Here is a 24784-nt window from a genome sequence, read left to right as displayed (position 1 = left end):
CATGGCAGGTCATTCCAAATGGGCCAATATAAAGCATAGAAAAGCGGCTCAAGATGCTAAACGTGGCAAGGTGTTTACTAAGCTGATTCGTGAATTGACGGTTGCTGCAAAAGAAGGGGGCGGTGCGCCTGAAGACAATCCTCGCCTTAGAGCGGCCGTAGATAAAGCGCTTGGCGCTAACATGAAGCGCGATACAATTGATAAAGCCATTCAGCGAGGAGCCGGTGGCGCTGAAGGTGAGAACTACGATGAGCTGACCTATGAAGGCTATGCGCCAGGTGGTGTTGCCATTCTTGTTGAGTGTATGACCGATAATATTAATCGTACGGTGTCGCAGGTAAGAGCTGCATTTACTAAGCACGGTGGAAACTTAGGAACGAATGGCTCTGTTGCCTACCTGTTTACTAAACGCGGTCAGATATTGTTTGATGCGCCCGTCACTGAAGACATGATCATGGATGTCGCTCTTGAGGCGGGAGCAGAAGACATAGTGACGCATGAGGAAGGTTCTGTAGAGGTCTTAACCAATGCGACAGATTTTATGGACGTAAAGCAGGCGTTGATTGATGCTGGCTTTACGCCAGTAGAGGCTGAGGTTGGTATGTTGGCTTCGACACATGTGGATCTTGATTTAGAGGCAGGACAAAAAGTATTGCGCTTGCTGGATGTTTTGGAAGACCTTGATGATGTACAAAATGTGTTTCATAACGCCAATATACCAGAAGAGGCGATGGCATAATGCACCTTTATAGAGTGGTTAGAGGTCTGCATGATTGTATTGGGCATTGATCCTGGCTCTCGGATTACAGGTTACGGGGTGATTAACAGCGTGTCTGGTCGAAATGAGTATATTGCCAGTGGTTGTATTCGGATCAAAGGGGATGAGTTGCCTGATCGTTTACGCCAGGTTTATGCGGGTGTAACGGAAATTATTGAGCGCTACCTACCTCAAGAGTGTGCGATAGAGCAGGTCTTTATGGCGCGCAATGCTGATTCAGCCTTGAAGCTTGGCCAAGCGCGCGGAGTGGCGATAGTGGCGGCAAGTAATCAGTCACTGCCTGTGTATGAATACTCTGCACGAAAAGTAAAACAGTCGGTAGTGGGTACAGGCTCTGCTGATAAGACTCAAGTTCAGCACATGGTGTCACATATTTTGAAATTACCTGGATTGCCGCAAGCGGATGCAGCCGATGCGTTAGCGATTGCGCTTTGTCATGCTCATTCGCGTAGCTCATTGCTGAGTGTTGCGACTCAGCATTTAGGCCGAGGGGGGCGCTGGCGATGATCGAGGTGACAGAATTTGTATACTATGCCGACTTAGCGGGTATTGCTGTATTTGCTGCAACAGGCGTGTTAGCTGCACAAGGGCGCCAAATCGACATGTTTGGTGTCATTGTTTTGGCAATTGTGACAGCTTTGGGTGGCGGTACGCTGCGAGATCTGTGTTTGAATGCTCATCCTTTGATTTGGATTGCGGATCCTGTTTTGCTTTGGACAGCAGTGATTGCGGCATTGTTTACTTTTGCTGTGTGTCGCTACCGACCGTATCCGCGCCGGGCATTATTAACGCTTGATGCCGCGGGACTGGCTCTGTTTGCAGTGGCAGGTGCTGAAAAAGCGCTGTCGTTAGGTTTTACGCCAACAATTGCGGTGGTGATGGCCGTTGTGACAGGCTGTGCGGGGGGTATGATCCGTGACTTAATGACAGTTCGAATCCCCGGCATCTTAAGGCATGATGAGTTTTATGCGACATGCGCCTTGGTCGGGGCGATATTTTATGTGTCTTTGCATGGTGTTATTGAGTCGGGCTTGCTGGCGCTGATTACACTTGCCATTATTTTCACAGTACGAATGCTTGCGATAGTGTTGGAATTGCGTTTGCCTGTCTTTGTTTTGGCGGGTATGGATCATCCACCACGTTTGCCTCGCCTGCTGAGACGCTTGCTGAAAAAGTCTAAACACCCAGAGGATTGATGCCCCATGATTGGACACTTACGTGGAATCTTGCTTGAGAAAATCCCGCCTTTCATGTTGTTAGAGGTTGCGGGGGTAGGGTATGAAATAGAAGCGTCGATGAACACCTTCTATCGGCTTCCTGATATAGGCAAAGAGGTTTCCTTATACACCCACATGGTTGTAAGGGAAGATGCTCAATTACTGTATGGTTTTGTGGATTTGCAGGAAAAGTGGTTGTTTAGAGAGTTGATCAAGACCAACGGTGTGGGGCCGAAATTGGCTATTACCATTCTGTCTGGTACGCAGGGGGATGCGTTTATTCGTTGTGTTGAGTTAGAAGATGTTGCCACTTTATGTAAGCTGCCTGGTGTCGGGAAGAAAACAGCTGAGCGCCTGATCATTGAGATGAAGGATCGTTTGAAGAAGCATTTTGTGGCAGCGAATGATTTGTTGTCTCCTAAGATTAGTGCTCCTCAGGCAGAGGTTGGTCGTGTTGATAGTCGCTTGGAGGCCGAAAGTGCTTTGGCGGCCTTAGGTTATAAGCCAGCTCAGGCGACTAAAGCTGTAGAACAAGTGTATAAGCAGTTAGGTGCTCAGGCGAGTTCCGAAGATCTAATTCGCCATGCGTTAAAATCGATGATTAGTTAATTGGGAAGTGTGCGCGCATGATAGAAGCAGATCGCTTTTTAACGCCTAAGCCTGTCAGTCGAGTTGAGGAAGTTCAGGATCGAACAGTGCGGCCTCAAACGTTGGCGGATTATCAGGGGCAGCCCGTTGTCCGAGAGCAGATGGAAATTTTTATTCATGCAGCGCGTAATCGTAATGAGGCACTTGATCATACTTTAATATTTGGTCCTCCTGGTTTGGGTAAGACCACGCTTGCCAATATCATTGCGAATGAAATGGGAACGCAAATCAAGACAACCTCGGGACCTGTCCTTGAAAAGGCAGGGGATGTGGCTGCGATGTTGACGAACTTGGAAGCGGGTGACATTTTATTTATTGATGAAATACATCGTTTAAGTCCAAATGTTGAAGAGATTCTATATCCGGCAATGGAGGATTATCAGCTGGATATTATGATCGGTGAAGGGCCAGCAGCAAGGTCAATAAAGATTGAGTTGCCACCTTTTACGCTTGTTGGAGCAACCACGCGTGCAGGCTTGCTTACCTCGCCTCTGCGAGATAGGTTTGGCATTGTTCAGCGTTTAGAATTTTATTCTGTTGATGATCTCACCTCTATTGTTTCTCGTGCAGCGGATTTGACGAAAACCCCTATTGATCCAGATGGGGCTCGTGAAATTGCTAAGCGTTCAAGGGGAACACCGCGTATTGCTAATCGGTTATTGCGACGTGCGAGAGATTATGCGGAGGTCAAAGGTGATGGTGCGATTACATCGGCGATTGCCGACCTTGCGTTGAATATGCTGAATGTGGATGAGCGAGGCTTTGACCATATGGATAGGCGTATGCTGTTGGCAATGATTGAAAAGTTCGACGGCGGACCAGTAGGTGTTGATAGCTTAGCGGCTGCAATAAGTGAGGAGCGTGATACCCTTGAAGATGTTCTTGAGCCCTATTTGATTCAGCAGGGCTTTATTATGAGGACTCCGCGAGGTCGAGTTGTCACTGATCATGCATACGCACACTTTGGTTTGTTAAAAAAGACGTCAGATTAATGCGTTTTTTCTGACGCTGATCAACGTTTCTTTGATTGTGCTTGTTACTATGGAATCTGAACGTAGCGATTGAGATTCCGGGTGAGATAATGGTTCAGTCAGTGAGGTTATCAGCACGCTCGAATGTTCAAGAAGAGCTAAAGCAGATACGTCAACATCTGTTAGATGAGAAAGAAGCCTTGCTTCAATCAAGCAGTCAGCTTCCTCCGTCTCTGGAACTTGAAATAAGTGTGTGTGAGCAGGCGCTGTGCAAATGCGCTGAAGGTTGCTACGGGTATTGCGATTCTTGTGGTGAATCAATAGAGCTAAATCGTTTAAAAGCGGATCCTTTAGTGCGATATTGCTTGGCATGCTCAAGTCGTTATAAAATCGAATAAGCTATAAGAAAAAAAATTCTCTATAAAGCCCTTTGCCTCTTGTATAAATTTGAGCGGCTGATATTGTGTCGTCTGTATTATGCATATGGTGAGGGTAATGTCATTCACCCTGGAGCAAAGAGTTTATATAGAAGATACTGACTTCGGTGGTATCGTTTATTATGTGAACTACTTGAAGTTCATGGAGCGAGCGAGAACTGAAATGCTTCGTTCGTTGGGATTTTCGCAGCAATCCTTGTCTGCGGATAATGTTCTATTTGTTGTTAGTCAATTGGAGAGCCGATACCTTCAGCCCGCCTGTCTTGATGATGAACTATTAGTCGAAGCTGCAATCGAAGCTTCAGGCGCAGCAAAACTGTTATTCAAACAGTCAATTCGCCGTAAATCCGATTCCGAATTATTATGTACAGCCCATGTAACGGTTGTCTGTGTGAGTGCTGATTCAAAAAAGCCTCGCAGGCTACCGAGTGGGCTGAAAATATGTGTAACAGAAACGATAGAACCCTCTACTGACCGATCAGGAGTAAAAGGTGCAGGATAAGTTGTCAATTTGGGGCCTAATTTTAGAGGCCAGTTTGGTCGTACAGCTGGTAATGCTGGTGTTGGTTTTGGCCTCATTTTTATCATGGATCATGATTTTTGAGCGTCGAAGTTACATTCGCAACGCCAAGCGTTCGATGCAGGAGTTTGATGAGCGCTTTTGGTCGGGTATTGACTTAGGTCAACTCTACCGAGAGGTTAACCATACACCTAATGATGATTGTGGAACGGAGAATATCTTTAGGGCTGGCTTGCGTGAATTTACGCGCTTGACTCAAAAAGGTCATGCTGATCCTGATGTTGTTATGGCAGGTGTTCAGCGAAGTATGAGAGTCGCATTGTCGCGTGAACAAGAAAAAATGGAGAAGCATCTCTCTTTTTTAGCGACAGTTGGCTCTACTAGCCCCTATATTGGGTTGTTTGGAACTGTGTGGGGGATCATGAATTCATTCCGTGGTTTGGCAAACGTGGCTCAGGCTACGCTTTCTGCTGTTGCACCGGGGATTGCAGAGGCCTTGATTGCTACAGCAATCGGCTTGTTTGCTGCTATCCCAGCGGTTATTGCATATAACCGTTTCTCAGCACAAGCTGAAACCTTGATGGGGAATTATGAAACTTTCGCGGATGAGTTTTCTAGTATCCTTTATCGTCGCGTTCATGCACTGTAGGGGTTGAGCATGGAATGGCGGACGCGTAAAAAACGTAAGTTAAACTCTGAGATCAACGTCGTACCTTATATCGACGTGATGTTAGTGCTATTGATTATTTTCATGGTCACAACTCCTATGTTGACTCAAGGTGTTAATGTAGATTTACCTCAGGCAAGTGCAGATCCTGTGCAAACAGATGATGAAGAGCCATTAATCGTGACCATTGACGCCATGGGCAATTACTACATTAATGCGGGTGGAGATGACCAAGAGGTGGTGTCAGGGGACGTCATTCGAGATAGGGTTGAAAAGATATTGAATGTTAATCCACAAAAGATGCTGTTGGTACGTGGAGATAAAAAGGTTGAATATGATCGGATTATTCAACTAATGGTGCTTTTGCAGCAAGCTGGCGCTCCTAGCGTCGGTTTGGTAACTGAATAGGTTTTGTATTGTGAATAATCGCAATTACATTGTACCTACGATTTTGGCAACGTTTGTCCACTTAGTGGTTGTTTTCGTTATTGCAGGTCATTGGTTTGATCATGCTAAGCCAGAGCATAAAGTAGCAAGGCAAATACAAGCGCAGATGATTGATCTTGCCTCTTTAAGTTTGCCAGATGCAGCGGCTAGCCAGCAGACATCTGAAACAAGAAATCAACAGGCTGCCCAACAAGAACAGCAAAGACAAGAGCAGCAAAGACAAGAGCAGCAAAGACAAGAGCAGCAAAGACAAGAGCAGCAAAGACAAGAGCAGCAAAGACAAGAGCAGCAAAGACAAGAGCAGCAAAGGCAAGAGCAGCAAAGACAAGAGCAGCAAAGACAAGAGCAGCAAAGGCAAGAGCAGCAAAGGCAAGAGCAGCAAAGACAAGAGCAACAAAAGCAAGAACAGCAGAGACAAGAAGCTGAGCAGCAGCGCCAAAGAGAGTTAGTTGCTCAACGTGAAGCTGAGTCAAGACTAAAAGCTGAGCGAGAGCGGCAGGCAGCTGCAGAAGCTGAACGCAAGCGTGAACAAGAGCTCGCAGCCCAAAAGGCAGCTGAAGAGCGCAAGCGTGAAGAGGATGCGCGTAAAGCGGCTGAAGAAAAACAGCGCCAAGAAGCGGCAGCTCAAGCTGAGCGTCAACGTCAAGAAGAGGCAAGGCAGCGCGAAGCGGCTGAGCAGCAGCGACGTGCAGCGGAAGAAAAGGCAAGGGCTGAGGCTCAAGCAGCAGCTCAAGCGGCCGCCCAAGCAGCTGCAAATGCGGTGATTGGTGACATTGGCAGCTATATTAGTGCAATGCTGACCCAGAACTGGCGTATCCCTGCAACTGCACGAAATGGGATGGAAACAGTTATAGAGTTGCACCTGATGCCAAATGGTGAAATCAGTGATGTTCGTATTATTAAAAGCAGCGGCGATGCTGCGTTCGATCGATCTGCAGAGCAGGCGGCAAGACGTACGGAGCGACTTCCTCGCGTTGCAGAAGTTGAACCTTTATTATTTGAACGACGCTTGAGACGAACGCAAGTCGTATTCAGGCCCGAAGGGTTGAGGTGGTAGTCTATGGTTAGAGCAATAGTTTGTGCATTCGTGCTGACGATGAGCACTTGGGTTAGCGCGCAGTTAGTCGTAGAGGTTACACAGGGTGTCGACAGTCAAAGCCCCATCGCAATTGTCCCATTTGAGTGGCGTGGTAATCAGGCGTTGGATGAAGATGTTGCTCGTGTTGTTGAGCAAAATTTGGAAAGAACCGGCTTTTTTAAACCTTTGGCGCGCGAAAATATGCTGAGTTTTCCAACAGCTCAGAGTCAGGTCTTTTTCCGAGATTGGCGAATGTCGTCTACTGACTATCTTGTTATCGGTCGAATGGAGTCAGTTGCGGGTGATCAAGTTAGCCTAACCTTTGAGTTGTATGATGTACTCAAAGAGCAGACAATTCATGCTCAGCAGGTCAGCGGTTCTCGTACTAATTTAAGGGATCTTGCTCATTATGTTTCGGATATTTTGTTTGAGCAGTTAACGGGAATCAAGGGTGCCTTTTCAACTCGTTTAGCATATGTTACGGCTGAAAATTTAGGTCCAGACCGCCAGCGTTTCAGATTGCAAATGTCTGACTGGGATGGCATGCGTCCAAGAACCCTGTTGGAATCAAGTGAGCCTATCTTGTCTCCTGCTTGGTCCTTTGATGGAAGTCGTCTTGCCTATGTGTCTTTTGAAACATCAAGGCCTGCTATCTATATTCAGCATTTAGCGACGGGGCAGCGTGAGCAGGTTCAGTCCTTCCCAGGACTCAACGGTGCGCCTGCTTGGTCGCCTGACGGTAATCAATTGGCGATAGTGCTTTCAAAGGATGGAAACCCAGAAATTTACGTACTGAATTTGAGCAGTCGGAATTTAGAGCGTATTACCAATAACAGTGCCATCGATACTGAGCCCTTCTGGGCGCCTGATGGCCGTTCATTGTATTTCACCTCTGATAGAGGGGGCTCGCCACAGATATACAAGTACAATTTAAATACTCGTGCAGTAGAAAGAGTCACCTTTGAAGGTAATTACAATGCTGCCGGAAGGCTTACTCAGGATGGTCGCTTTTTAGCGATGGTACATCGGGGAAGCTCGCGCCGTTTTCAGATAGCCGTTCAGGATCTACAGAATGGTCGTCTGGATATTTTGACCAACAGTGATTATGATGAGTCGCCAAGCATAGCTCCAAATGGTACCATCATAATCTATGCAACTCAGCAGGGATCAAGAGGCGTTCTTGGTGCTGTTTCAATTGATGGAAGAGTGCGTTTTAATATGCCTGTTCCGCAAGGGGACGTTAGAGAGCCTGCGTGGTCGCCTTTTCTTAGATAAACTGATATTCAATAAATGATTGGGTCTTAGACCCGCTTGGGAGAAAAAAATGCGTTCAACTAACTTAAGTAAAGCTTTGGCGTTGGCGGCCGTTATGGCTTTTGCTGCAGGCTGTGGTTCAAAAAGCACCAAAACAGATTCAGGGGCAATGGGTTCTGACGCGGCTGGTGGTGCAGCGGCTTATGGATCTGGCACAGGCTCTGATGTTTCAGGTGGTAGCTGGGCTGATGTTGCAAACCTTCGTACTGTTTTTTACTTTGACTTTGACCGCTCTGTTGTAAGACAGGATGGTTTCTCTGATCTTGAAGCGCATGCGCGTTACTTGTCTCGTAACCCATCAGCGTCTGTTCGATTGGAAGGTCATGCTGATGAACGCGGTACTCGTGAATACAACATGGCACTGGGCGAGCGTCGTGCGCAAGCCGTTGAGCGTTTATTGATCGTAAACGGTGCAAATGCACGTCAAATCGAGACCATCAGCTACGGTGAAGAGCGTCCAGCTGTCTCTGGCAACCACGAAGGTGCTTGGTCACAAAACCGTCGTGTTGAGCTTAAATACGTTAGTCGATAAATGACACTATGAGACACTTACTACGATCAGCCATACTAATCGCTCTTGCTCCTGTTGCCATGCACAGCATGGCCCAGGTGCCTGTTTTGCAAATCAGTGGCGTAAGCTCAGATCCGAGTCAGGATCTTTATCAGTCAAGTCAGTCTGAGATGGTGCAGGTGTTATTCCAGCTTCAGGAAGAAGTTAGACAGCTTCGTGGCGAGTTGGAAACGATGCAGCATAAAGTAGATCGCTTAGAAACGGATTCCAGAGATCGCTACCGTGATGTTGATCGTAGGATAAGTGTACTCATGCAGGCGGCTCTTGAGAGTGAAGATGCCGCTTTCTCGACAGGAGGAGCGGCGTCGCCGTCTCCTTCCGTCGATATGGGTTCAGAGTCTGCTGCGGTACCACCCTCTTCGGCCTCAGGTGCGAGTGCGCCTAGTCCATCGACTTCGCCATCTCAGGCACCTCAGGTTGCTTCAGGCTCTGTAAGTGATCAAGCGGCCTATGCAAGTGCATTTGAGTTGGTGCGTGAGCGTAAGTTTGATGAAGCCTTAAAAGCATTTGAAGCCTTTGTAGTGACCTATCCAAACAAAGATAGCACTGCTAACGGATATTATTGGATAGGTGAGCTTCATTTAGCTCAACAAAATCCAGAAAAAGCCAGAGCCGCTTTTGAGAAAGTGATGGTTGATTTTCCATCACACCATAAAATTCCAGATACCCTCTATAAGTTAGGGGTAACTTATTCACAGTTAGGTGAGCATGAACGCGCACGTAACGTCTTGAGTTTGGTTATTTCTGAGTACCCACAGAGTACCGCTGCTTCTTTGGCACAAAGTTTTAGGCCAGCAGTTAACAATTAAGGCTATAGATCCATGTTAGAAAGAAAACGTGCAGTGGTGTTGTTGTCCGGTGGACTAGATTCGGCAACAGTCTTGGCTATTGCTAAAAGTAGCGGCTATGAATGCTACGTTTTGAGTTTTGATTATGGTCAACGCTCCCTGACTGAGCTGAATGCTGCCCGTCGTGTATCTGAATCGTTGCAAGTTGCAGATCATCGTGTTCTGCGTTTAAATCTTGAAGATTTTGGTGGTTCTGCACTAACGGATCACAGTCTGCAAATGCCTGAAGAGGGAGAGCAACCAGGCATTCCTCTTACGTATGTGCCAGCTCGTAATACGGTATTCTTGTCCTTAGCCTTAGGTTGGGCAGAAGTGTTGGATGCGCAGGCTATATTTATAGGTGTCAATGCAGTCGACTATTCCGGTTATCCAGATTGTCGTCCTGAGTTTATTAAGGCCTTCCAAGATATGGCCGCGTTGGCAACTCGCCAAGGTGTTGAAGGTCAGCCTATTCGCATTGAAACACCTTTGATCAATTTGACTAAGGCAGAAATTATCCGCCAAGGGCTAGATCTTGGTTTGGACTACGCCGCAACTGTATCTTGTTATCAAGCGGATGACGAAGGTAGGGCTTGTGGACGTTGTGACAGCTGCCGTTTACGTGCAAAGGGTTTTGCAGATGCAGGTGTCGTTGATCCGACGCTCTACTCACCTCTGTAGTCGATTATCTTTAGCTAAGTCATGTGGTATTATCCGTCTTTTGGTCTTTATGACTAGTCTTCATAGTTTTCGGATTAATAAATGACACGTAATCATGATTTTTCAGATCGTATTCTTGTGCAGGAGCATTTTGCTCAAGAGCACCTGCCCTCTGCAATGAGTCAGAACGAAGCAAATCAATTAAAAGAAGAAATTAAATCTTTGCTTGATGAGAAAGATGCTTGTTTGGTTGCGCATTATTATACCGATCCTGTAATTCAGCAACTGGCTGAAGAAACGGGTGGTATTGTATCTGATTCTCTTGAAATGGCTCGCTTTGGTAGTCGGCACCATGCTTCGACGCTTTTAGTCGCGGGTGTGAAGTTTATGGGGGAGACGGCTAAAATTATTAGCCCCGAAAAGCGCATTTTGATGCCAACCTTAGAAGCAACCTGTTCTCTAGATATTGGCTGCCCCATTGATGAATTCTCGGCATTTTGTGACGCTCATCCCGATCATGTAGTGGTTGTGTATGCAAATACGTCGGCGGCGGTCAAAGCTCGGGCAGACTGGGTGGTGACCTCAAGTATTGCACTGAAAGTCGTCGAACACTTGGCGGAGCAGGGCGAAAAGATCATTTGGGCGCCAGACAAGCATCTAGGTGATTATGTGCGACGTGAATCAGGTGCCGATATGCTTCTGTGGGATGGCGCTTGTATTGTTCATGAAGAGTTTAAAGCTAAGGGCGTGATGGATCTTAAAAAAATCTATCCTGATGCGGCTGTACTAGTGCATCCTGAATCGCCTGAGGCCGTAGTTGCATTGGCCGATGTAGTGGGTTCAACCAGTCAGTTAATTAATACGGCTGCAAGCATGAGCAACCCGATGTTTATCGTTGCAACAGACCGCGGCATTTTTTATAAAATGCAGCAAGCTGCTCCAAATAAAACCTTTATTGAAGCACCGACAGGTGGGACAGGCGCAACCTGTCGCAGTTGTGCTCATTGCCCGTGGATGGCAATGAATGGCTTAGAAAATATTCGTAACGCCCTTCGCGATGGGCAGGATGAAGTTCATGTCGACGCAGACTTGATTGTAAAGGCACGAGTTCCTTTACAGCGAATGCTGGACTTTCCTGTCAAAAAGGCCTAATCAAACTTGGCCACTGAGGATATCTACCGCAAAGTGGCCAAGCTTCTTAAAAATCTTCTTTCATTTGTCGCCTAATTTCGTGTATTTCTGCTTCTTTTCGATCAAGTCTTGCTTGGTCTGTTGGATTTATATTACGTTCACGTCTAGCAAATTCGACTTGGCGTATTGCGCTATCAAAGTTGCCCGTCAGTAAGAAGTACTCAATACGAGCATCATGGACGCCCGCTATATTGCCCACCAAGCCTTCAGCTTCAGCAAGCTCATACCAAGTCTCAACATCGTTGGGGTGGTCGCGTACAATCTGTTTGTACACAAGGGTTGCCTCTAGTGCTTGGCCTGCTTCGCGAAGCACTTTTGCGTGAAGTTTTAAAATAGGCAGCGATCCGGAGTAGAGTCGAAGCAGTTGCTGGCTTTCAGTTAGAGCCTTGGTGAACTCTTGGCTTTTTAGCAGTAGCTCAACATAGCTGACTCGTATGTACATATGCTGTCGCCATTGTGGTGATAAGGCCTGAAAATGGACATGTGCTTGTTCGAGTTGTCCTATACGTATCGCAGCCAGCATTGCACCATAGTGATTGAGATCGCTGGGTTCTGATTGCGCGAGTGTTTGGAAGTTTCGGTGAATATCGCCTGCTTGATGAGCATAATGGACTTGCATGCGCGTTCGGATGATATCAAATTCAGGAGAGTAGGGTCTTGGTCTCGGTGTCGATAATGCAGCGGCTCGATTGAGTGAGTCAGCAATTCGCGCTTCCGTAACAGGATGGCTGAGTAAAAACTCAGGCATACGCTGGCCGTAGAAGCGATAATTTCTTTGTAATCGCGAGAACATTTGTGGCATTGCATGAGGATCACGCCCAGCGGCGACTAGGTTTTGCATGCCAACTCGGTCTGCTTCTTCTTCATTGCGTCGACTGAACGCCAGTTGTGATTGAGCGGATGCTGCCATTGTAGACGACAATACGGCCGTTCCTCCTTGGGTATCTGCAGCAGCAATCAGAATGCCTGCTAAAATACCAGCCAACACCATAGGCCGATTGCGGCGTTCTTCATCGATGCGTTGTGCAAAGTGGCGCTGGCTCAAGTGAGCCAGTTCGTGGGCTAGCACTGATGCAAGTTCATCCTCATTTTCAGAGGCAAGAATGAGTCCTCCGTGCACGCCAACGATACCGCCAGGTACTGCAAAAGCATTGAAGGTTGGGTTGTCAACCATTACTAATTCAAGACGTCTGTCATTGATTTGGCTGTGAGGCACTAAGTCCCAAAGTAAGTCATCTATGTAATGCCAAGCAAGGGGGTCTGACAATAAAGGCGCTTGGCCTCTAAGCATTCGAACCCAGTTTCTTCCTAATCGATACTCGCTATCCAGTGTCACAGATGAAGATAGGCTATCGGATAAGGTCGGTAGTGAGGATTGGGCCATCGCCTTTGATGACAGCAAAGGGTGAATCAGCATTCCGCTGATTAGGGCCGCAATTAGCAAATGTTTCAACAGTAGCCTCCCAAGGTTAGGGGTGAATAGGAGATAAGGTTGTAATAAAAAAAGGTTGTAATACTATACAGGGCATAAAATAGTACTATGATGGCGTGCCTTTAATTATATCGTCAGTAATTTGTCATTCGAGGGTCATTTTCATGCATCAACATACCATAGACCAGCGGTTAGATACATCCGGTCTGCATTGTCCACTGCCTCTATTAAAGGCCAAGCAGGCTTTAAATAAGATGTTGGCAGGTCAGGTTTTAGAGGTGATTGCAACTGACTCAGGATCCGTTAGAGACTTTGATGTCTATGTTCAACAGTCTGACCATTCTATGCTAGAAACGTTCACGCAGGAGGGAACCTATGTTTACATTATACGTCGTGGGTAAGGATGACTTTGCCATTAGGAGGCACCAATATGCTTAATATTCTGAAAAAATGGATACATCGTTATTTTTCAGATGAAGAAGCGTTGCTGTTCTTTTTTTTGCTGGCCGTAGGGTTGGTTGTTATTCTGACTTTAGGTAAAGCTTTAGCGCCGGTGTTCTTTAGTATTATTTTGGCTTTTTTGATGCAGGGAGGGGTGAACCGCCTCAGTCCGTATTTACCTAAAAAAATTGCAGTTTTAGTAGTTTTTGTCAGTTTCATGGCAATGTTTTTAGCTTTTATGTTGTTTGTAATGCCGCAGGTTTGGCGTCAGTTGATTACCTTGCTAAATGAAGCGCCACGAATGGTGCTAGAGGTGCAAAATGTCCTTATCTTGTTGCCTGAACGTTATCCTGATTTAGTGTCTGAACAGCAGGTTAAGCAGTTCATCGCAATGGCTGCAAATGAGATAGGTAAAGCTTGGCAGTGGGCACTGACCTTCTCTTTGCATTCGATTACCAATATAGTAGCGCTGCTTATATACTTGATTTTAGTTCCGATTCTAGTGTTCTTTTTTCTTAAAGACGGCGATCATTTGACGCGGAGCTTGACGGCTTACTTGCCTGACAAGCGCGATATGATGCGTCGAATTTGGACGGAAATGGATGCACAAATTGCGAACTATGTTCGAGGAAAAGTGATCGAGATTCTCATTGTTGGTGCGGTATCATTTGTCGTATTCAAGTTTCTTGGATTGAATTACGCTGCTCTTTTGGCGCTAATGGTGGGTTTGTCGGTTGTCATACCTTACATAGGTGCGGCACTGGTAACTTTGCCTGTTGCTGGTGTTGCATTTTTTCAGTGGGGATGGGGCGGAGAGTTCATTACCTTGATGGTGGCTTATTTTGTCATTCAAGCTTTGGACGGTAACGTGCTTGTGCCAATTTTATTTTCCGAGGCGGTTAATTTGCATCCAGTTTCCATTATAGTGGCTGTGCTGCTATTCGGAAGTATATGGGGTGTGTTGGGTGTCTTCTTCGCTATTCCGTTGGCGACCCTCATTAAATCTATCGTTAATGCTTGGCCGAATGCCATGGAGTTTCATGTGGCTCAGAACGAAAAGGAGTCTGAGTAACCCTGTGTGCAGCCGACGAGGGGGGGCCCAAGTCGGCTGTAATGACAAAGTTGTTATAATGCTTTCACGGCTTCAAGTACTTCCGCAGCATGGCCTGCCACCTTGACCTTCCTCCATTCCTGCCTTAATACGCCATCCTGGTCTACTAAAAATGTACTTCGTTCGATGCCTAAGGACTCTTTACCATACATTTTTTTTAACTTAATTACGTCAAATAGCCGACAAAGTGTTTCGTCCGCGTCACTGAGCAATTCAAATGGAAAAGACTGTTTTGCTTTAAAGTTCTCGTGGCTACGTAGACTATCGCGTGAGACCCCGAAAATCTCAGTGTTCGCTTCTTGGAAGGATGGGTAAAGATCTCGGAAATCTTGGCCTTCGGTTGTGCAGCCCGGAGTGCTGTCTTTGGGGTAAAAATAGATTACCCAGTTACGTCCTTTAAGATCATTTACAGCAATGGTTTTATCGCTGGTGGCAGTAGCTGTGAAGTCGGGAATAGGTTCGTGCAGCTGTACGGTTGACATATTTTGTCCTCTTGATAAAAAACCTTAACTAAAACGCCCTTTCTACTACGCTTCGGGGCCCTTATTCGTTTAGAATGGAATAAACAATAGCAAAAGCAGGATGATATATTAAGCCTGTGAGTTGCGTGGTCGGTATGGACCCCCTAGCATACCCTGATATAAAGACAAGTGGAGAATAAAATGATTCGCGGCAGTATCGTAGCCCTAGTAACCCCGATGTTAGAAAATGGCGATGTTGATTGGGTTGCGCTCAAAAAGCTTGTCGAGTTTCATGTTGAAAAGGGAACCGCATCCATTGTTGCCGTCGGAACAACAGGAGAGTCGGCCACCTTGGATTGTGAAGAGCATACAAAAGTCATTCAGTTCATTGTAAACGAGGTGGCAGGGCGTATCCCTGTGATCGCTGGAACGGGTGCTAACTCCACACGAGAAGCTATTGCTTTAACGCGTGATGCAAAGGCAGCTGGAGCTGACGCCTGCTTATTGGTGACACCTTACTACAATAAACCCACTCAAGAAGGGCTCTATCAACATTACAAAGCAATAGCTGATGCTGTTGATATTCCTCAAATACTTTACAATGTCCCTGGAAGAACAGCTTGCGACATGCTGCCCGAAACAGTGCTGCGCTTAGCTGAAGTTGACAATATTGTAGGTATCAAAGAAGCGACGGGTAACTTAGAACGTGCTCGGTACTTAATCGAATCAACCCCCGATGATTTTGCTGTTTATTCGGGTGATGATGTGACGGCAATTGAGCTGATTTTGCTCGGTGGCGATGGCAATATTTCAGTTACCGCGAACGTTGCGCCTGCTGAAATGTCCGAATTGTGCCGTCTTGGTTTGGCAGGGCGTGCAGAGGACGCTCGTGCGTTACAACTCAAATTGATGCCAATGCATACAAAGCTCTTTGTGGAAGCCAACCCTATACCTGTAAAGTGGGCGATGGCTGAAATGGGACTCATGGAAGGAGGTATTCGTTTGCCCTTAACTCCTTTGTCTGAGCCCTATCATGAAGTGGTGCGAAACGCATTGATTGAAAGTGGAATCTCATTAAAGGTTAACTCATGAGAAAAGTTCGTTTATCTACCGTGATGACAGGCACTTTGCTCCTGTCTCTCGGCGGATGCAGCATGGTAGAAAAAAATCCAATCTATGGTGAACATGCGATCATTCGAGATCGAAGCCAAGACTACACTTTGGCTGAAGGCGGCCAGCGTTTGCAAATGCCAGATCATGTTCGTGCCCGTCCGACGCAGGATCAATTGACGGTCCCGGATGTTGGATTAGTGGGTACACAGGGGCAAGAGCGTTTCCAGGTGCCAAGGCCAGAGTTCTTTTATTCTGAACCCGGCTCTGAAACAGTCAATTTGCAGCGCTTTGATGGTGATCGAGTCATCATTGTTGATGAGCCAATCGCGGATGTTTGGCAAAAAGTTGTTGATTTTTGGGAGTTTAATGGCGTAAATATCGCGCGAAAAGACCCTAGAATGGGCACGATTGAGACAGAGTGGATCCAAACAGATGGACGTGATTACAGCTTTATGGATCGTTGGATTAAACGTCTTACGCTTCAGGGCTTAGAAGGGCCTTCGGATAATAAAATTAGAGTCAGTGTGCGACCTGATCCAGAAGACTATTCTCGGACCTCAATTCGTATGCAACATGTTCAGTTTGCTCAAGGGGCTGTTCCAGCAAATGTTGATTGGGATGGCAGCGTTGCTGATATTAGCTATCAGTCCGAGATGATGTTCGAAATGCTGCGATATCTCAGTCGCACCTCTGCTCAGCCAACAGCACAAACCTTGTTGGCACTTGAGCAGCGTCAACGCAGCCGCCCACAATTGGGTCGTGATTCTCGAGGTAATCCTGCATTACGAATTAATGCGGATGCCCAAGCGGCATGGTCGTTGTTGGATACAGCTGTTGATGCTTCTGGGTTTGATGTTGGGACTCGAGATGAAAGAGCGGGTATTTTTTACCTGACCTACACCACATCGACGCCTTTTGATGATACTCAGAAAATGGGCTTTTTTGAGTGGCTTCATTCTGATCGGGGTGACATCAAGCTTAACACCAATATCATTACTAATGCTTTGGGTTTAGCAGGCGATACCCCGGAGGGTAATATTCGTTATAGCTCAGAGGGTATGGGTGTAGCCAATAGGACGCCTGAAGAAATTGCACTTGATTTGAATGATCCTGATAACCTAGCAAATCAACAGGGTTATAAAATTTGGTTAGGTGGTCGAGTCTTGTATGTTTTCGGTAGCGGTCAAAGTGGTTTCTTTAATCGAAATACAGGGGAAGTGGAGCACGTAGGCCGCTATCAAGTGAAGCTGAATCGGATGCGTCAGGGTGTCATGGTCACTGTGCTGAATGACCAAGGAATAGAAGCCCCCAGCATAGTTGCTGAAGAAATTCTCTGGCAGATCAAAGATCAGTTGCCACAGGGTATTTAATGATATTATTCCCAACCTTGGAAGAGGCTTGGGTAGGTGGAGACAATAGATGGAAAAGCGTGAGGAGCTTTACTCGGGTAAGGCTAAATCTGTTTACAGCACAGATAACCCAGACTTAATGGTTATGTTGTTTAGAGATGACACATCAGCATTTGATGGTAAAAAGGTCGAACAGCTTAACCGAAAAGGCATGGTGAATAACAAGTTTAATGCCTTTGTGATGCAAAAGCTGGCAGCCGCAGGCATACCCACACATTTTGAAGCTTTGCTATCCGACACGGAAAGCCTAGTCAAGCGCTTAGACATGATGCCAATTGAGTGCGTTGTTCGTAACTTGTCAGCAGGTTCTATTTGTCGTCGTTTAGGTGTTGAGGAGGGGCTAGAGTTGAACCCCCCGACATTTGAAATGTTTCTTAAAAATGATGCGTTGGGCGATCCAATGATCAATGAATCCCATATTGTTTCCTTTGGTTGGGCTGATATTAAATATATCGAGAAAGCAAAAGATCTGACGTTTAGAGCAAATGCAATCTTGAAAAAAATGTTTGCCGATGCGGGTATTCTGTTAGTGGATTACAAGCTAGAGTTTGGCCTATATAAAGGGGAAGTCGTTCTTGGGGATGAGTTTTCTCCGGATGGGTGCCGTCTATGGGATAAGGAAACGCGCGCTAAAATGGATAAGGATCGTTTTCGTCAAGGGTTAGGCGGGGTTATTGAGGCTTACGAAGAAGTAGGGCGTAGATTAGGTATTGATTTTGATGCCCCTGTTAAATAGTTAGGTTGGTTTATGCGTATTGTCTTTCTGGATACACTTGGGCTCGATGATCTTGATCTAAGCTTGTTGCAAACACATGCCTCTTCATGGGATGCGTACCAGCAAACGGATACGAATCAGGTTGCTGAGCGAATAGCAGGTGCTGACGTCATTATTACAAATAAGGTCGTCATTACTCGGGAAGACATGCAGACGAATCCAAGGTTACGATTAATCTGTGTCATAGCAACGGGTCTCAACAATGTTGATTTGCAAGCCGCAAGTCGTTTGAGCATCGCTGTATGCAATTGCCAAGCCTATGGCACGGATTCAGTCGCTCAGCATGTGATGATGCTGATGTTAGCCTTGCATACGCGCTTATTGGATTATCATCGAAGCGTTCAAGCAGGTGATTGGAATCGCTCGCCTCAGTTCTGCCTTCTTGATTACCCTATATTTGAGCTTAAAAACCGTACGCTCGGAATTCTTGGGTATGGTGTGTTGGGGGCTGAAGTGGAGCGCTTGGCGGGTGCATTTGGCATGCGAGTGCTTATCGCAGAGCGTCCTGGGGAGGCTGTTGCTCGTCCAGGCAGGGTGGCCTTGGATGAAATGTTACCACAAATAGATGTGTTAACACTTCATTGCCCTTTAACAGATGAAACACGAAATATTATCAATGCTGAGCGTATTGCACGAATGAAGCCTGGAAGTTTTATTGTCAATGCAGCTCGCGGTGGTATTGTCAACGAGGAAGATCTTGCAGATGCCTTGAACAGGAGGCACTTAGGTGGTGCTGCTACCGATGTGCTTTCGCAAGAACCGCCGCGTATGGGAAATGTGTTACTGGATTCCTCTATTCCAAACTTAATAGTGACCCCCCATTCTGCATGGGGAAGTCATCAAGCAAGAACTCACCTAGTTGAACAAACCTCCGAGAATATTGCTGCTTTTATCAAGGGCGCTCCAATGCGCCAAGTCAATTAATCAGATGCACTAAAAGGGGCACTCTGACGAGAACTCAAGCCAGTCTTGAGTCACTGGATGGCGTAATGCCAATAGATCCGCATGAAGCATCATTCTTGGAAACACTTTGTGTTGGCTTTCAGGTGTGTAGAAAACATCGCCTAGTATTGGATGTCCAATCGATAGTAAATGCACTCTGAGTTGGTGCGAGCGTCCAGTGTGTGGATATAGCAACATGCGACTTGATGACTCAGTTCTCTCGATGCACTGCCAGTGTGTTTCGGATGGCTTACCAATATCATGGTCGACCTTCATTAGGGGGCGATTATCCCAATCTTGTGTTAACGGCAATAAAATGCTCCCTTCATTGTCTTTAACGACGTGATGCACTAGAGCTTGATAACGCTTTTTCGGAACCCTGTTTTGAAACTGAATGCTTAAATGACGATGTGATTGAGCATTGCGTGCCAATACAATCAGGCCTGATGTGGAAAAATCCAAACGGTGTACAATGCGGACTCCAGGAAAATCCAGTTGTAACCGACTGACGAGGCAATCTTTTTTGGCCTCACCAATACCGGGCACAGAAAGCAATTCATGGGGTTTGGCAACCACCACCATTTCGTCATCAGCAAAAATAATATCAATCATTTAGATCGCTCAAATAAGGCAACCGATTCAATATGAGAAGTGTTAGGAAACATATCTAAGACCGTAAAACGTGAAAGTTGATAGCCCGCTGCACGAAGTGCTTGAGTGTCGCGCGTTAAGGCAGCAGGATTACAGGCAATATAAAGAATTTTCTTTGCCTTTTTAGAGGCAATTTGGCTGACAAGAGTATGAGCACCCGAACGAGGCGGATCGAGTAAAATCATTGTGATGGGCTCTTTAAACCACGGTGTGTGGCTGATATCAGAACTTAGATCAGCGCAATAAAAAAGAGTGTTGTTAATCTGATTGCTTTCAGAGTTGTCCTGAGCCTGTTTCACCATTGACATCATACCTTCAACACCTATTGCTTTATTGACCTTTTTAGCAAAAGGTAAGGTGAAGTTGCCAAGACCGCAAAATAAATCCAATAAATAATCATCAGAGTTCGGTTGAAGCCATTCTAGGGCAAGTTGAATCAATGCGTGGTTAATTTGACTGTTAACCTGCAAAAAGTTACCTGGCTTGAAGTTGAGGTTAACCTCAGGGGACGGGTGGTACGTCAGTGCTGAATAATTGTTTTCTATCGGCACTAGGTTACCATCGTTATCTTCTATCCAGCCTTGCAGTTTTAAGTCATTGCAAAGATTCACCATCGCTGATTTGAGTGCGTCTGAGGGTTTTCGGGTTACCCTAAAGGTTAAAGCGCCAGAATTATCTCCCAAGAGCGCGTCAATGTGAGTTATGGTTTTGTTGTCTTGTTGTTCAGAAAAATAGTGTCGTGCGAGCTCAAATAGGCGTTCAAGGCGTTTATCGAGAATCAGGCAAGTATCAATGTTGACCAGCTTTGAACTTTGTCTACGTCTAAAGCCAACCACGAGGCTTTGGTCGCGTTGCAAGCGATTAACGCCGACTCGTGCACTGCGGCGATAGTGAAATGGAGACGATGAGATGGCATTATCCGTCTTTAAGGGCTGACACTGAGCAAATCGCTGCAATTGGTCAAGTACGAGCTCATACTTTAAGCTGAGCGCTTTTTCAGGGATAAGGTGTTGTAAGTCACAGCCACCACAAAGATCGTAATGATGGCAGGGTGGAGTTTGTCGGTCAGGGCTGGCGCTAAGTACTTCAAGCGTGTCTGCCTCGTCAAACCGTTTGTGTTGAGCGATGACTCTTGCCACAATTTGCTCATTGGGCAGTGCGCCACGAACAAATAAAGTTTTACCATCTAGATGGCTAATGCCTCTTCCTTCAATGCTGAGGTGACTTATAGAGACTTCAATTGGAGCAGCGGAGGGCTGGGGCTTAGAGGGTTTTTTTTGACGATTTGAATGACGCATACCGGATTCCTTAAAAGATGTGTAAATTCTAACAACTTTTGTGGGTTAGGGCAGTAGGATTTTTTGACTGAATAATATCCGATAAATTTACTCGGGTTTATTTTCGGTGTATGCTTTCAACAATAATGGTAATAGGTGAGTGCTGAATTATTATGAGTATAAATGTTACGAAAGGTGCAGAAAGTTATCTTGCCCAGCTTCTTGAGAAACAGAACGTAGAGGGAATTGCCGTTCGTCTTTTTGTTACTCAGCCAGGAACGCCTTATGCGGAGACCTGTCTAGCATACTGCCGACCGGATGAAGTGAACTCCGAAGATGAAGTGTTAGAGTACGAGTTGCTGCGCTTTTATTTGGAAAAAAACAGTATCCCTTATCTGGATGAGGCGGTTATCGATTTTTCAGAAGATCGCATGGGTGGTCAGCTAACGATCAAAGCCCCCAATGCAAAAATGCCGAAAGTAACGGCCGATAGTCCAATGCAGGACCAAATCAATTACATTCTATATTCAGATATCAATCCCGGTTTATCGGCTCATGGTGGAGAGGTAAAGTTGGTTGAGCTGGTTGAAGAGGAACAAGGTGTTTTGGCGATTTTAAAATTCGGAGGAGGGTGTCAAGGATGCAGTGCCGTTGATTTAACTCTTAAAGATGGTGTGGAAAAAACATTGGTTGAAAAGGTGCCCGGTCTGATGGGTGTCAGGGACGTTACAGATCACACCAACACATCTAACGCTTACTATAAGTAAAATTCCTGCACTAAATCGGAAAACAAGTCGTACAAATGTAACCTTCTTATGGGTTATCGGCTTGTTTTTTTTGGTTGATGTCCCCATAGTCTTAGAAAGTATTTTTGCACAACTCAACCTGAGTTGCTGCTCTGCACAGAGGCACGCATATTATGGATCATTTAGAAGCAAAAGATGGCACAATTCACGTTGAGCTTCCCGTATTGCCGCTTCGTGATGTTGTTGTCTACCCTCATATGGTTATTCCATTGTTTGTAGGCCGTGCGAAGTCAATCAATGCTCTAGATAAAGCTTTAGCTCAAGATAAGCAGATATTATTGGTCGCGCAAAAGAGTGCTTCAGAAGATGAGCCTGTGGCGTCTGATTTGTTTCATGTAGGAACTGTTGCCAATATTCTACAAATGCTAAAACTCCCAGATGGAACCGTTAAGGTTCTAGTCGAAGGTGAGTACCGCGCTGAGATCCAATGTTTGACAGACGAAGGAAGTAACTTTGAATGTACATTAGGGCCTTTAGTCACAGAAGAAATATCTGAAGCTGAGTCTGAAATTTATAAACGTTCGGCCCTTGATCAGTTTGAACGTTTTATTCAAGTGAATAAGAAGATTCCATCCGAAGTGCTGTCTTCGCTTCAGAATATCGATGATATTGGTCGGTTGGCCGATACGATTGCCGCGCATATGTCACTCAAGTTGGAAGAAAAGCAGCAAGTGTTGGAGATGTTAGGTGCACGTGAGCGCCTAGAATTGTTAATGGCCAAGATGGAAGCTGAGATTGACTTGGTTGAAGTCGAAAAGCGCATTCGTGGCCGCGTTAAAAAACAAATGGAAAAGAGTCAGCGCGAGTATTATCTGAATGAGCAAATGAAAGCCATTCAGAAAGAGTTGGGTGATATGGACGACACAGGCGCGAACGATATGGATGAGTTACGTCGTCGCATCGAAAGCGCTGGGATGCCTGAAGAAGCCTTAAATAAAGCACTTGGTGAACATAAAAAACTGCAAATGATGTCTCCCATGAGCGCTGAGGCGACTGTGGTGAGAAGCTATATTGACTGGATGTTACAAATTCCGTGGAACAAGCGCTCTAAAGTTCGTCTTGATATGCAGCGAGCAGACAAGATTCTGAACGAGGATCACTTTGGCTTAGAAGAAGTCAAAGAGCGTATTATTGAGTACTTAGCGGTACAAAAACGCGTTAAAAAACTGAAAGGGCCAATTTTGTGCTTAGTTGGGCCGCCGGGGGTAGGAAAAACATCTTTAGGTAAATCTATCGCACGTGCCACTAATCGAGAATATGTCAGAATGGCACTGGGCGGTGTTCGAGATGAAGCGGAAATTCGTGGCCATAGACGTACCTACATAGGCTCAATGCCTGGTAAACTCGTGCAAAAAATTGTCAAAGCGGGTGTCAAAAATCCTCTGTTCCTTTTAGATGAAATTGATAAAATGGGAATGGATCATCGTGGAGATCCATCATCTGCGTTGCTAGAGGTGTTAGATCCTGAGCAAAACAGTACGTTTAACGATCATTATCTTGAAGTCGATCTGGATCTTTCGGACGTAATGTTCGTGTGTACATCAAACTCAATGAACATTCCAGGCCCTCTGCTTGATCGTATGGAGGTGATCCGTATTCCGGGTTACACAGAGGATGAGAAGCTAAACATTGCTCGTAACTATCTTATTCCGAAGCAATTGAAGCAAAATGGATTAAAAGATAGTGAACTTGTGATTTCAGATGCTGCAGTTATTGATCTGATCCGTTATTATACGCGCGAAGCTGGTGTTCGTGGGCTTGAGAGAGAAATTGCGAAAATTTGCCGTAAGGCTGTTCGTGAAATGGCGCTGGCCAAATTGGCTTCTGGCTCGTTAACGATTGCATCTGAAAATCTAGAAGATTACTCCGGTGTTCGTAAACATAATTATGGCAAAGCCGAAGAAGACGATCTGGTGGGACAAGTAACAGGTTTGGCTTGGACTCAAGTAGGAGGTGAAATCCTCACGATTGAGTCCGCTGTTGTACCTGGAAAAGGACGTCAAATACATACCGGATCCTTAGGCGATGTCATGAAAGAGTCTATTCAGGCAGCGCTGACAGTTGTGCGTCATCGTGGTAAGTCTTTGGGTATTGCTCCAGACTTTCATGAGAAGCACGATCTGCATATTCATGTACCTGAAGGTGCCACACCGAAAGACGGTCCTAGTGCTGGGATAGGGATGTGTACGGCTTTAGTGTCGGCTTTAACAGGTATTCCTGTTCGCTCTGATGTTGCGATGACCGGGGAGATTACTCTTCGAGGTCAGGTATTGCCTATAGGTGGTCTGAAGGAGAAGCTGTTAGCCGCACATCGTGGTGGTATTAAGACAGTCATCATACCAGATGAGAACAAACGGGATTTAAAAGAAATACCTGAAAATATTAAAGCTGATCTGAACATAAAAGCGGTAAAATGGATTGATGAGGTGTTGGAGATAGCGCTTGTTCGTTACCCCGAGCCTTTGCCGGAAACAGATCCTGAAATCGTAGCTAAAGAAACGAGTGGCGTAAAACCTGAGCCAGGGCAAGTAAGTACACATTAATGTGAGGCCTCGCAAAGAAAGGGCTTCAGGCGTGTTGACACTCGTTTCTTTGAGTTGGTATAAAGTGCACTAAGGTTGCAGGGTACATAACTGATTTAGTAAAAAATAATGATGCATTAAGGGGAACAATGTGAATAAATCTGAACTAATCGATGCAATTGCGGCTTCTGCAGATCTGCCAAAGGCAGCTGCTGGGCGTGCATTGGATGCTACACTAGAAGCCGTAACAAAAGCTTTGCAGAATAACGAATCTGTTGCACTTGTTGGTTTTGGTACTTTTTCAGTTAAAGAGCGTGCTGCACGTACTGGTCGTAATCCACAGACTGGTCAGCCTATTGAGATCGCAGCCGCTACTCTGCCGACGTTTAAGCCTGGCAAGGCGCTGAAAGACGCTGTTAATAAGTAATGGGGCTGTGCTGACTCAGTTTTTTCGACAAGACAGTTTGATTATAATCTTACCCTTGTTTGAACGAACTGATGTTGGTTAGTCATTGTCA

Annotated in this window: 28 protein-coding genes; 24 read left to right on the top strand and 4 right to left on the bottom strand. The window is 45.8% G+C overall.

Annotated elements, in window-relative coordinates:
- Nucleotide 1 precedes the first annotated feature (1 nt).
- The 15 genes from DN062_RS06815 to nadA all read left to right on the top strand — a co-directional run bounded on the left by DN062_RS06815 (nucleotide 2) and on the right by nadA (nucleotide 11287).
- Nucleotides 2–739, top strand: a complete 738-nt coding sequence (locus DN062_RS06815) for a YebC/PmpR family DNA-binding transcriptional regulator (protein WP_112158585.1) — start codon at nucleotides 2–4, stop codon at nucleotides 737–739.
- Between the two features lie 30 nt (nucleotides 740–769).
- On the top strand, nucleotides 770–1285 hold the full coding sequence (ruvC, locus tag DN062_RS06810; RefSeq protein WP_112158584.1) for a crossover junction endodeoxyribonuclease RuvC: 516 nt from the start codon (nucleotides 770–772) through the stop codon (nucleotides 1283–1285).
- Nucleotides 1282–1974 (top strand): trimeric intracellular cation channel family protein, encoded by a 693-nt coding sequence (locus tag DN062_RS06805; RefSeq protein WP_112158583.1) that lies wholly within the window; start codon nucleotides 1282–1284, stop codon nucleotides 1972–1974. Before ruvC ends, DN062_RS06805 begins: the two co-directional genes overlap by 4 nt.
- Nucleotides 1975–1980: 6 nt before the next feature.
- A complete protein-coding gene (ruvA, locus tag DN062_RS06800; RefSeq protein WP_112158582.1) occupies nucleotides 1981–2604 on the top strand; it encodes a Holliday junction branch migration protein RuvA in 624 nt (207 codons plus the stop codon).
- 17 nt (nucleotides 2605–2621) lie between these two features.
- Nucleotides 2622–3635, top strand: a complete 1014-nt coding sequence (gene ruvB / locus DN062_RS06795) for a Holliday junction branch migration DNA helicase RuvB (protein WP_112158581.1) — start codon at nucleotides 2622–2624, stop codon at nucleotides 3633–3635.
- A gap of 89 nt (nucleotides 3636–3724) precedes the next feature.
- Entirely contained in the window at nucleotides 3725–4012 is a 288-nt protein-coding gene (locus tag DN062_RS06790) for a TraR/DksA family transcriptional regulator (protein WP_112158580.1), read from the top strand.
- Nucleotides 4013–4109: 97 nt separating this feature from the next.
- Entirely contained in the window at nucleotides 4110–4553 is a 444-nt protein-coding gene (ybgC, locus tag DN062_RS06785; protein WP_205126678.1) for a tol-pal system-associated acyl-CoA thioesterase, read from the top strand.
- Nucleotides 4543–5220 carry a protein TolQ gene (gene tolQ, locus DN062_RS06780; RefSeq protein ID WP_112158578.1) on the top strand — a complete coding sequence of 226 codons (678 nt, stop codon included), beginning with the start codon at nucleotides 4543–4545 and terminating at the stop codon, nucleotides 5218–5220. The genes ybgC and tolQ overlap by 11 nt, the downstream gene beginning before the upstream one ends.
- 9 nt (nucleotides 5221–5229) lie before the next feature.
- Complete coding sequence (tolR, locus tag DN062_RS06775; protein WP_112158577.1) at nucleotides 5230–5646, top strand: protein TolR; 417 nt, start codon at nucleotides 5230–5232, stop codon at nucleotides 5644–5646.
- Between the two features lie 10 nt (nucleotides 5647–5656).
- A complete protein-coding gene (gene tolA / locus DN062_RS06770) occupies nucleotides 5657–6742 on the top strand; it encodes a cell envelope integrity protein TolA (RefSeq protein WP_162301261.1) in 1086 nt (361 codons plus the stop codon).
- A 3-nt stretch (nucleotides 6743–6745) separates the two neighbouring features.
- Nucleotides 6746–8038, top strand: coding sequence for a Tol-Pal system beta propeller repeat protein TolB (tolB, locus tag DN062_RS06765; RefSeq protein WP_112158575.1), 1293 nt, complete (start codon nucleotides 6746–6748; stop codon nucleotides 8036–8038).
- 49 nt (nucleotides 8039–8087) lie between these two features.
- Entirely contained in the window at nucleotides 8088–8609 is a 522-nt protein-coding gene (pal, locus tag DN062_RS06760) for a peptidoglycan-associated lipoprotein Pal (RefSeq protein ID WP_036509763.1), read from the top strand.
- An 8-nt stretch (nucleotides 8610–8617) separates the two neighbouring features.
- On the top strand, nucleotides 8618–9457 hold the full coding sequence (gene ybgF, locus DN062_RS06755; protein ID WP_112158574.1) for a tol-pal system protein YbgF: 840 nt from the start codon (nucleotides 8618–8620) through the stop codon (nucleotides 9455–9457).
- Between the two features lie 12 nt (nucleotides 9458–9469).
- On the top strand, nucleotides 9470–10156 hold the full coding sequence (gene queC / locus DN062_RS06750) for a 7-cyano-7-deazaguanine synthase QueC (RefSeq protein ID WP_112158573.1): 687 nt from the start codon (nucleotides 9470–9472) through the stop codon (nucleotides 10154–10156).
- A gap of 81 nt (nucleotides 10157–10237) precedes the next feature.
- Nucleotides 10238–11287 carry a quinolinate synthase NadA gene (gene nadA / locus DN062_RS06745; protein ID WP_112158572.1) on the top strand — a complete coding sequence of 350 codons (1050 nt, stop codon included), beginning with the start codon at nucleotides 10238–10240 and terminating at the stop codon, nucleotides 11285–11287.
- Nucleotides 11288–11333: 46 nt separating this feature from the next.
- Here nadA and DN062_RS06740 read toward each other — a convergent pair whose 3' ends face one another.
- Nucleotides 11334–12779 carry a M48 family metalloprotease gene (locus DN062_RS06740; RefSeq protein WP_112158571.1) on the bottom strand — a complete coding sequence of 482 codons (1446 nt, stop codon included), beginning with the start codon at nucleotides 12777–12779 and terminating at the stop codon, nucleotides 11334–11336.
- Nucleotides 12780–12922: 143 nt separating this feature from the next.
- Between DN062_RS06740 and DN062_RS06735 the strand changes: the two genes are divergently transcribed.
- Complete coding sequence (locus DN062_RS06735; protein WP_036509769.1) at nucleotides 12923–13159, top strand: sulfurtransferase TusA family protein; 237 nt, start codon at nucleotides 12923–12925, stop codon at nucleotides 13157–13159.
- A 29-nt stretch (nucleotides 13160–13188) separates the two neighbouring features.
- Nucleotides 13189–14271 carry an AI-2E family transporter gene (locus tag DN062_RS06730; RefSeq protein ID WP_112158570.1) on the top strand — a complete coding sequence of 361 codons (1083 nt, stop codon included), beginning with the start codon at nucleotides 13189–13191 and terminating at the stop codon, nucleotides 14269–14271.
- A gap of 53 nt (nucleotides 14272–14324) precedes the next feature.
- Here DN062_RS06730 and DN062_RS06725 read toward each other — a convergent pair whose 3' ends face one another.
- Complete coding sequence (locus tag DN062_RS06725) at nucleotides 14325–14792, bottom strand: peroxiredoxin (RefSeq protein ID WP_112158569.1); 468 nt, start codon at nucleotides 14790–14792, stop codon at nucleotides 14325–14327.
- 180 nt (nucleotides 14793–14972) lie between these two features.
- Between DN062_RS06725 and dapA the strand changes: the two genes are divergently transcribed.
- From dapA to DN062_RS06705, 4 genes are read left to right on the top strand one after another with little or no spacing between them, the layout of a single operon-like run.
- On the top strand, nucleotides 14973–15863 hold the full coding sequence (gene dapA, locus DN062_RS06720) for a 4-hydroxy-tetrahydrodipicolinate synthase (protein WP_112158568.1): 891 nt from the start codon (nucleotides 14973–14975) through the stop codon (nucleotides 15861–15863).
- Nucleotides 15860–17254, top strand: a complete 1395-nt coding sequence (gene bamC / locus DN062_RS06715; protein ID WP_239995726.1) for an outer membrane protein assembly factor BamC — start codon at nucleotides 15860–15862, stop codon at nucleotides 17252–17254. Before dapA ends, bamC begins: the two co-directional genes overlap by 4 nt.
- 49 nt (nucleotides 17255–17303) lie before the next feature.
- The gene (gene purC / locus DN062_RS06710; protein WP_036509779.1) at nucleotides 17304–18029 is read left to right on the top strand and encodes a phosphoribosylaminoimidazolesuccinocarboxamide synthase; all 726 of its coding nucleotides are present in this window, start codon (nucleotides 17304–17306) and stop codon (nucleotides 18027–18029) included.
- Nucleotides 18030–18041: 12 nt separating this feature from the next.
- The gene (locus tag DN062_RS06705; RefSeq protein ID WP_112158567.1) at nucleotides 18042–18992 is read left to right on the top strand and encodes a 2-hydroxyacid dehydrogenase; all 951 of its coding nucleotides are present in this window, start codon (nucleotides 18042–18044) and stop codon (nucleotides 18990–18992) included.
- Between the two features lie 9 nt (nucleotides 18993–19001).
- On the opposite strand, the gene DN062_RS06700 is transcribed toward DN062_RS06705, so the two are convergent.
- Both DN062_RS06700 and rlmD read right to left on the bottom strand, forming a co-directional pair.
- Nucleotides 19002–19622 carry an RluA family pseudouridine synthase gene (locus DN062_RS06700; protein WP_112158566.1) on the bottom strand — a complete coding sequence of 207 codons (621 nt, stop codon included), beginning with the start codon at nucleotides 19620–19622 and terminating at the stop codon, nucleotides 19002–19004.
- Entirely contained in the window at nucleotides 19619–20959 is a 1341-nt protein-coding gene (rlmD, locus tag DN062_RS06695; protein ID WP_112158565.1) for a 23S rRNA (uracil(1939)-C(5))-methyltransferase RlmD, read from the bottom strand. The genes DN062_RS06700 and rlmD overlap by 4 nt, the downstream gene beginning before the upstream one ends.
- 152 nt (nucleotides 20960–21111) lie before the next feature.
- Here rlmD and nfuA point away from each other — a divergent pair, with 152 nt between their 5' ends.
- The 3 genes from nfuA (at nucleotide 21112) to DN062_RS06680 (ending at nucleotide 24693) form a co-directional block, all read left to right on the top strand.
- The gene (nfuA, locus tag DN062_RS06690) at nucleotides 21112–21705 is read left to right on the top strand and encodes a Fe-S biogenesis protein NfuA (protein WP_112158564.1); all 594 of its coding nucleotides are present in this window, start codon (nucleotides 21112–21114) and stop codon (nucleotides 21703–21705) included.
- Between the two features lie 152 nt (nucleotides 21706–21857).
- Nucleotides 21858–24287, top strand: a complete 2430-nt coding sequence (gene lon, locus DN062_RS06685) for an endopeptidase La (RefSeq protein WP_112158563.1) — start codon at nucleotides 21858–21860, stop codon at nucleotides 24285–24287.
- A 130-nt stretch (nucleotides 24288–24417) separates the two neighbouring features.
- On the top strand, nucleotides 24418–24693 hold the full coding sequence (locus DN062_RS06680; protein WP_036509790.1) for an HU family DNA-binding protein: 276 nt from the start codon (nucleotides 24418–24420) through the stop codon (nucleotides 24691–24693).
- Nucleotides 24694–24784: the final 91 nt, after the last annotated feature.

Source organism: Nitrincola tibetensis (genome assembly GCF_003284585.1).
GTDB classification, from domain to species: Bacteria; Pseudomonadota; Gammaproteobacteria; order Pseudomonadales; family Balneatricaceae; genus Nitrincola; species Nitrincola tibetensis.
Note: the sequence above shows the minus strand (reverse complement) of the source record. Positions and strands in the feature narration are given on the sequence as shown.

Excerpts from the sequence above, each read along its gene's own strand:
- DN062_RS06815 (WP_112158585.1), top strand. The coding sequence starts at position 2 with ATGGCAGGTCATTCCAAATGGGCCAATATAAAGCATAGAAAAGCGGCT.
- ruvC (WP_112158584.1), top strand. The coding sequence starts at position 770 with ATGATTGTATTGGGCATTGATCCTGGCTCTCGGATTACAGGTTACGGG.
- DN062_RS06805 (WP_112158583.1), top strand. The coding sequence starts at position 1,282 with ATGATCGAGGTGACAGAATTTGTATACTATGCCGACTTAGCGGGTATT.
- ruvA (WP_112158582.1), top strand. The coding sequence starts at position 1,981 with ATGATTGGACACTTACGTGGAATCTTGCTTGAGAAAATCCCGCCTTTC.
- ruvB (WP_112158581.1), top strand. The coding sequence starts at position 2,622 with ATGATAGAAGCAGATCGCTTTTTAACGCCTAAGCCTGTCAGTCGAGTT.
- DN062_RS06790 (WP_112158580.1), top strand. The coding sequence starts at position 3,725 with ATGGTTCAGTCAGTGAGGTTATCAGCACGCTCGAATGTTCAAGAAGAG.
- ybgC (WP_205126678.1), top strand. The coding sequence starts at position 4,110 with ATGTCATTCACCCTGGAGCAAAGAGTTTATATAGAAGATACTGACTTC.
- tolR (WP_112158577.1), top strand. The coding sequence starts at position 5,230 with ATGGAATGGCGGACGCGTAAAAAACGTAAGTTAAACTCTGAGATCAAC.
- tolB (WP_112158575.1), top strand. The coding sequence starts at position 6,746 with ATGGTTAGAGCAATAGTTTGTGCATTCGTGCTGACGATGAGCACTTGG.
- pal (WP_036509763.1), top strand. The coding sequence starts at position 8,088 with ATGCGTTCAACTAACTTAAGTAAAGCTTTGGCGTTGGCGGCCGTTATG.
- ybgF (WP_112158574.1), top strand. The coding sequence starts at position 8,618 with ATGAGACACTTACTACGATCAGCCATACTAATCGCTCTTGCTCCTGTT.
- queC (WP_112158573.1), top strand. The coding sequence starts at position 9,470 with ATGTTAGAAAGAAAACGTGCAGTGGTGTTGTTGTCCGGTGGACTAGAT.
- nadA (WP_112158572.1), top strand. The coding sequence starts at position 10,238 with ATGACACGTAATCATGATTTTTCAGATCGTATTCTTGTGCAGGAGCAT.
- DN062_RS06735 (WP_036509769.1), top strand. The coding sequence starts at position 12,923 with ATGCATCAACATACCATAGACCAGCGGTTAGATACATCCGGTCTGCAT.
- DN062_RS06730 (WP_112158570.1), top strand. The coding sequence starts at position 13,189 with ATGCTTAATATTCTGAAAAAATGGATACATCGTTATTTTTCAGATGAA.
- DN062_RS06725 (WP_112158569.1), bottom strand. The coding sequence starts at position 14,792 with ATGTCAACCGTACAGCTGCACGAACCTATTCCCGACTTCACAGCTACT.
- dapA (WP_112158568.1), top strand. The coding sequence starts at position 14,973 with ATGATTCGCGGCAGTATCGTAGCCCTAGTAACCCCGATGTTAGAAAAT.
- bamC (WP_239995726.1), top strand. The coding sequence starts at position 15,860 with ATGAGAAAAGTTCGTTTATCTACCGTGATGACAGGCACTTTGCTCCTG.
- purC (WP_036509779.1), top strand. The coding sequence starts at position 17,304 with ATGGAAAAGCGTGAGGAGCTTTACTCGGGTAAGGCTAAATCTGTTTAC.
- DN062_RS06705 (WP_112158567.1), top strand. The coding sequence starts at position 18,042 with ATGCGTATTGTCTTTCTGGATACACTTGGGCTCGATGATCTTGATCTA.
- DN062_RS06700 (WP_112158566.1), bottom strand. The coding sequence starts at position 19,622 with ATGATTGATATTATTTTTGCTGATGACGAAATGGTGGTGGTTGCCAAA.
- rlmD (WP_112158565.1), bottom strand. The coding sequence starts at position 20,959 with ATGCGTCATTCAAATCGTCAAAAAAAACCCTCTAAGCCCCAGCCCTCC.
- nfuA (WP_112158564.1), top strand. The coding sequence starts at position 21,112 with ATGAGTATAAATGTTACGAAAGGTGCAGAAAGTTATCTTGCCCAGCTT.
- lon (WP_112158563.1), top strand. The coding sequence starts at position 21,858 with ATGGATCATTTAGAAGCAAAAGATGGCACAATTCACGTTGAGCTTCCC.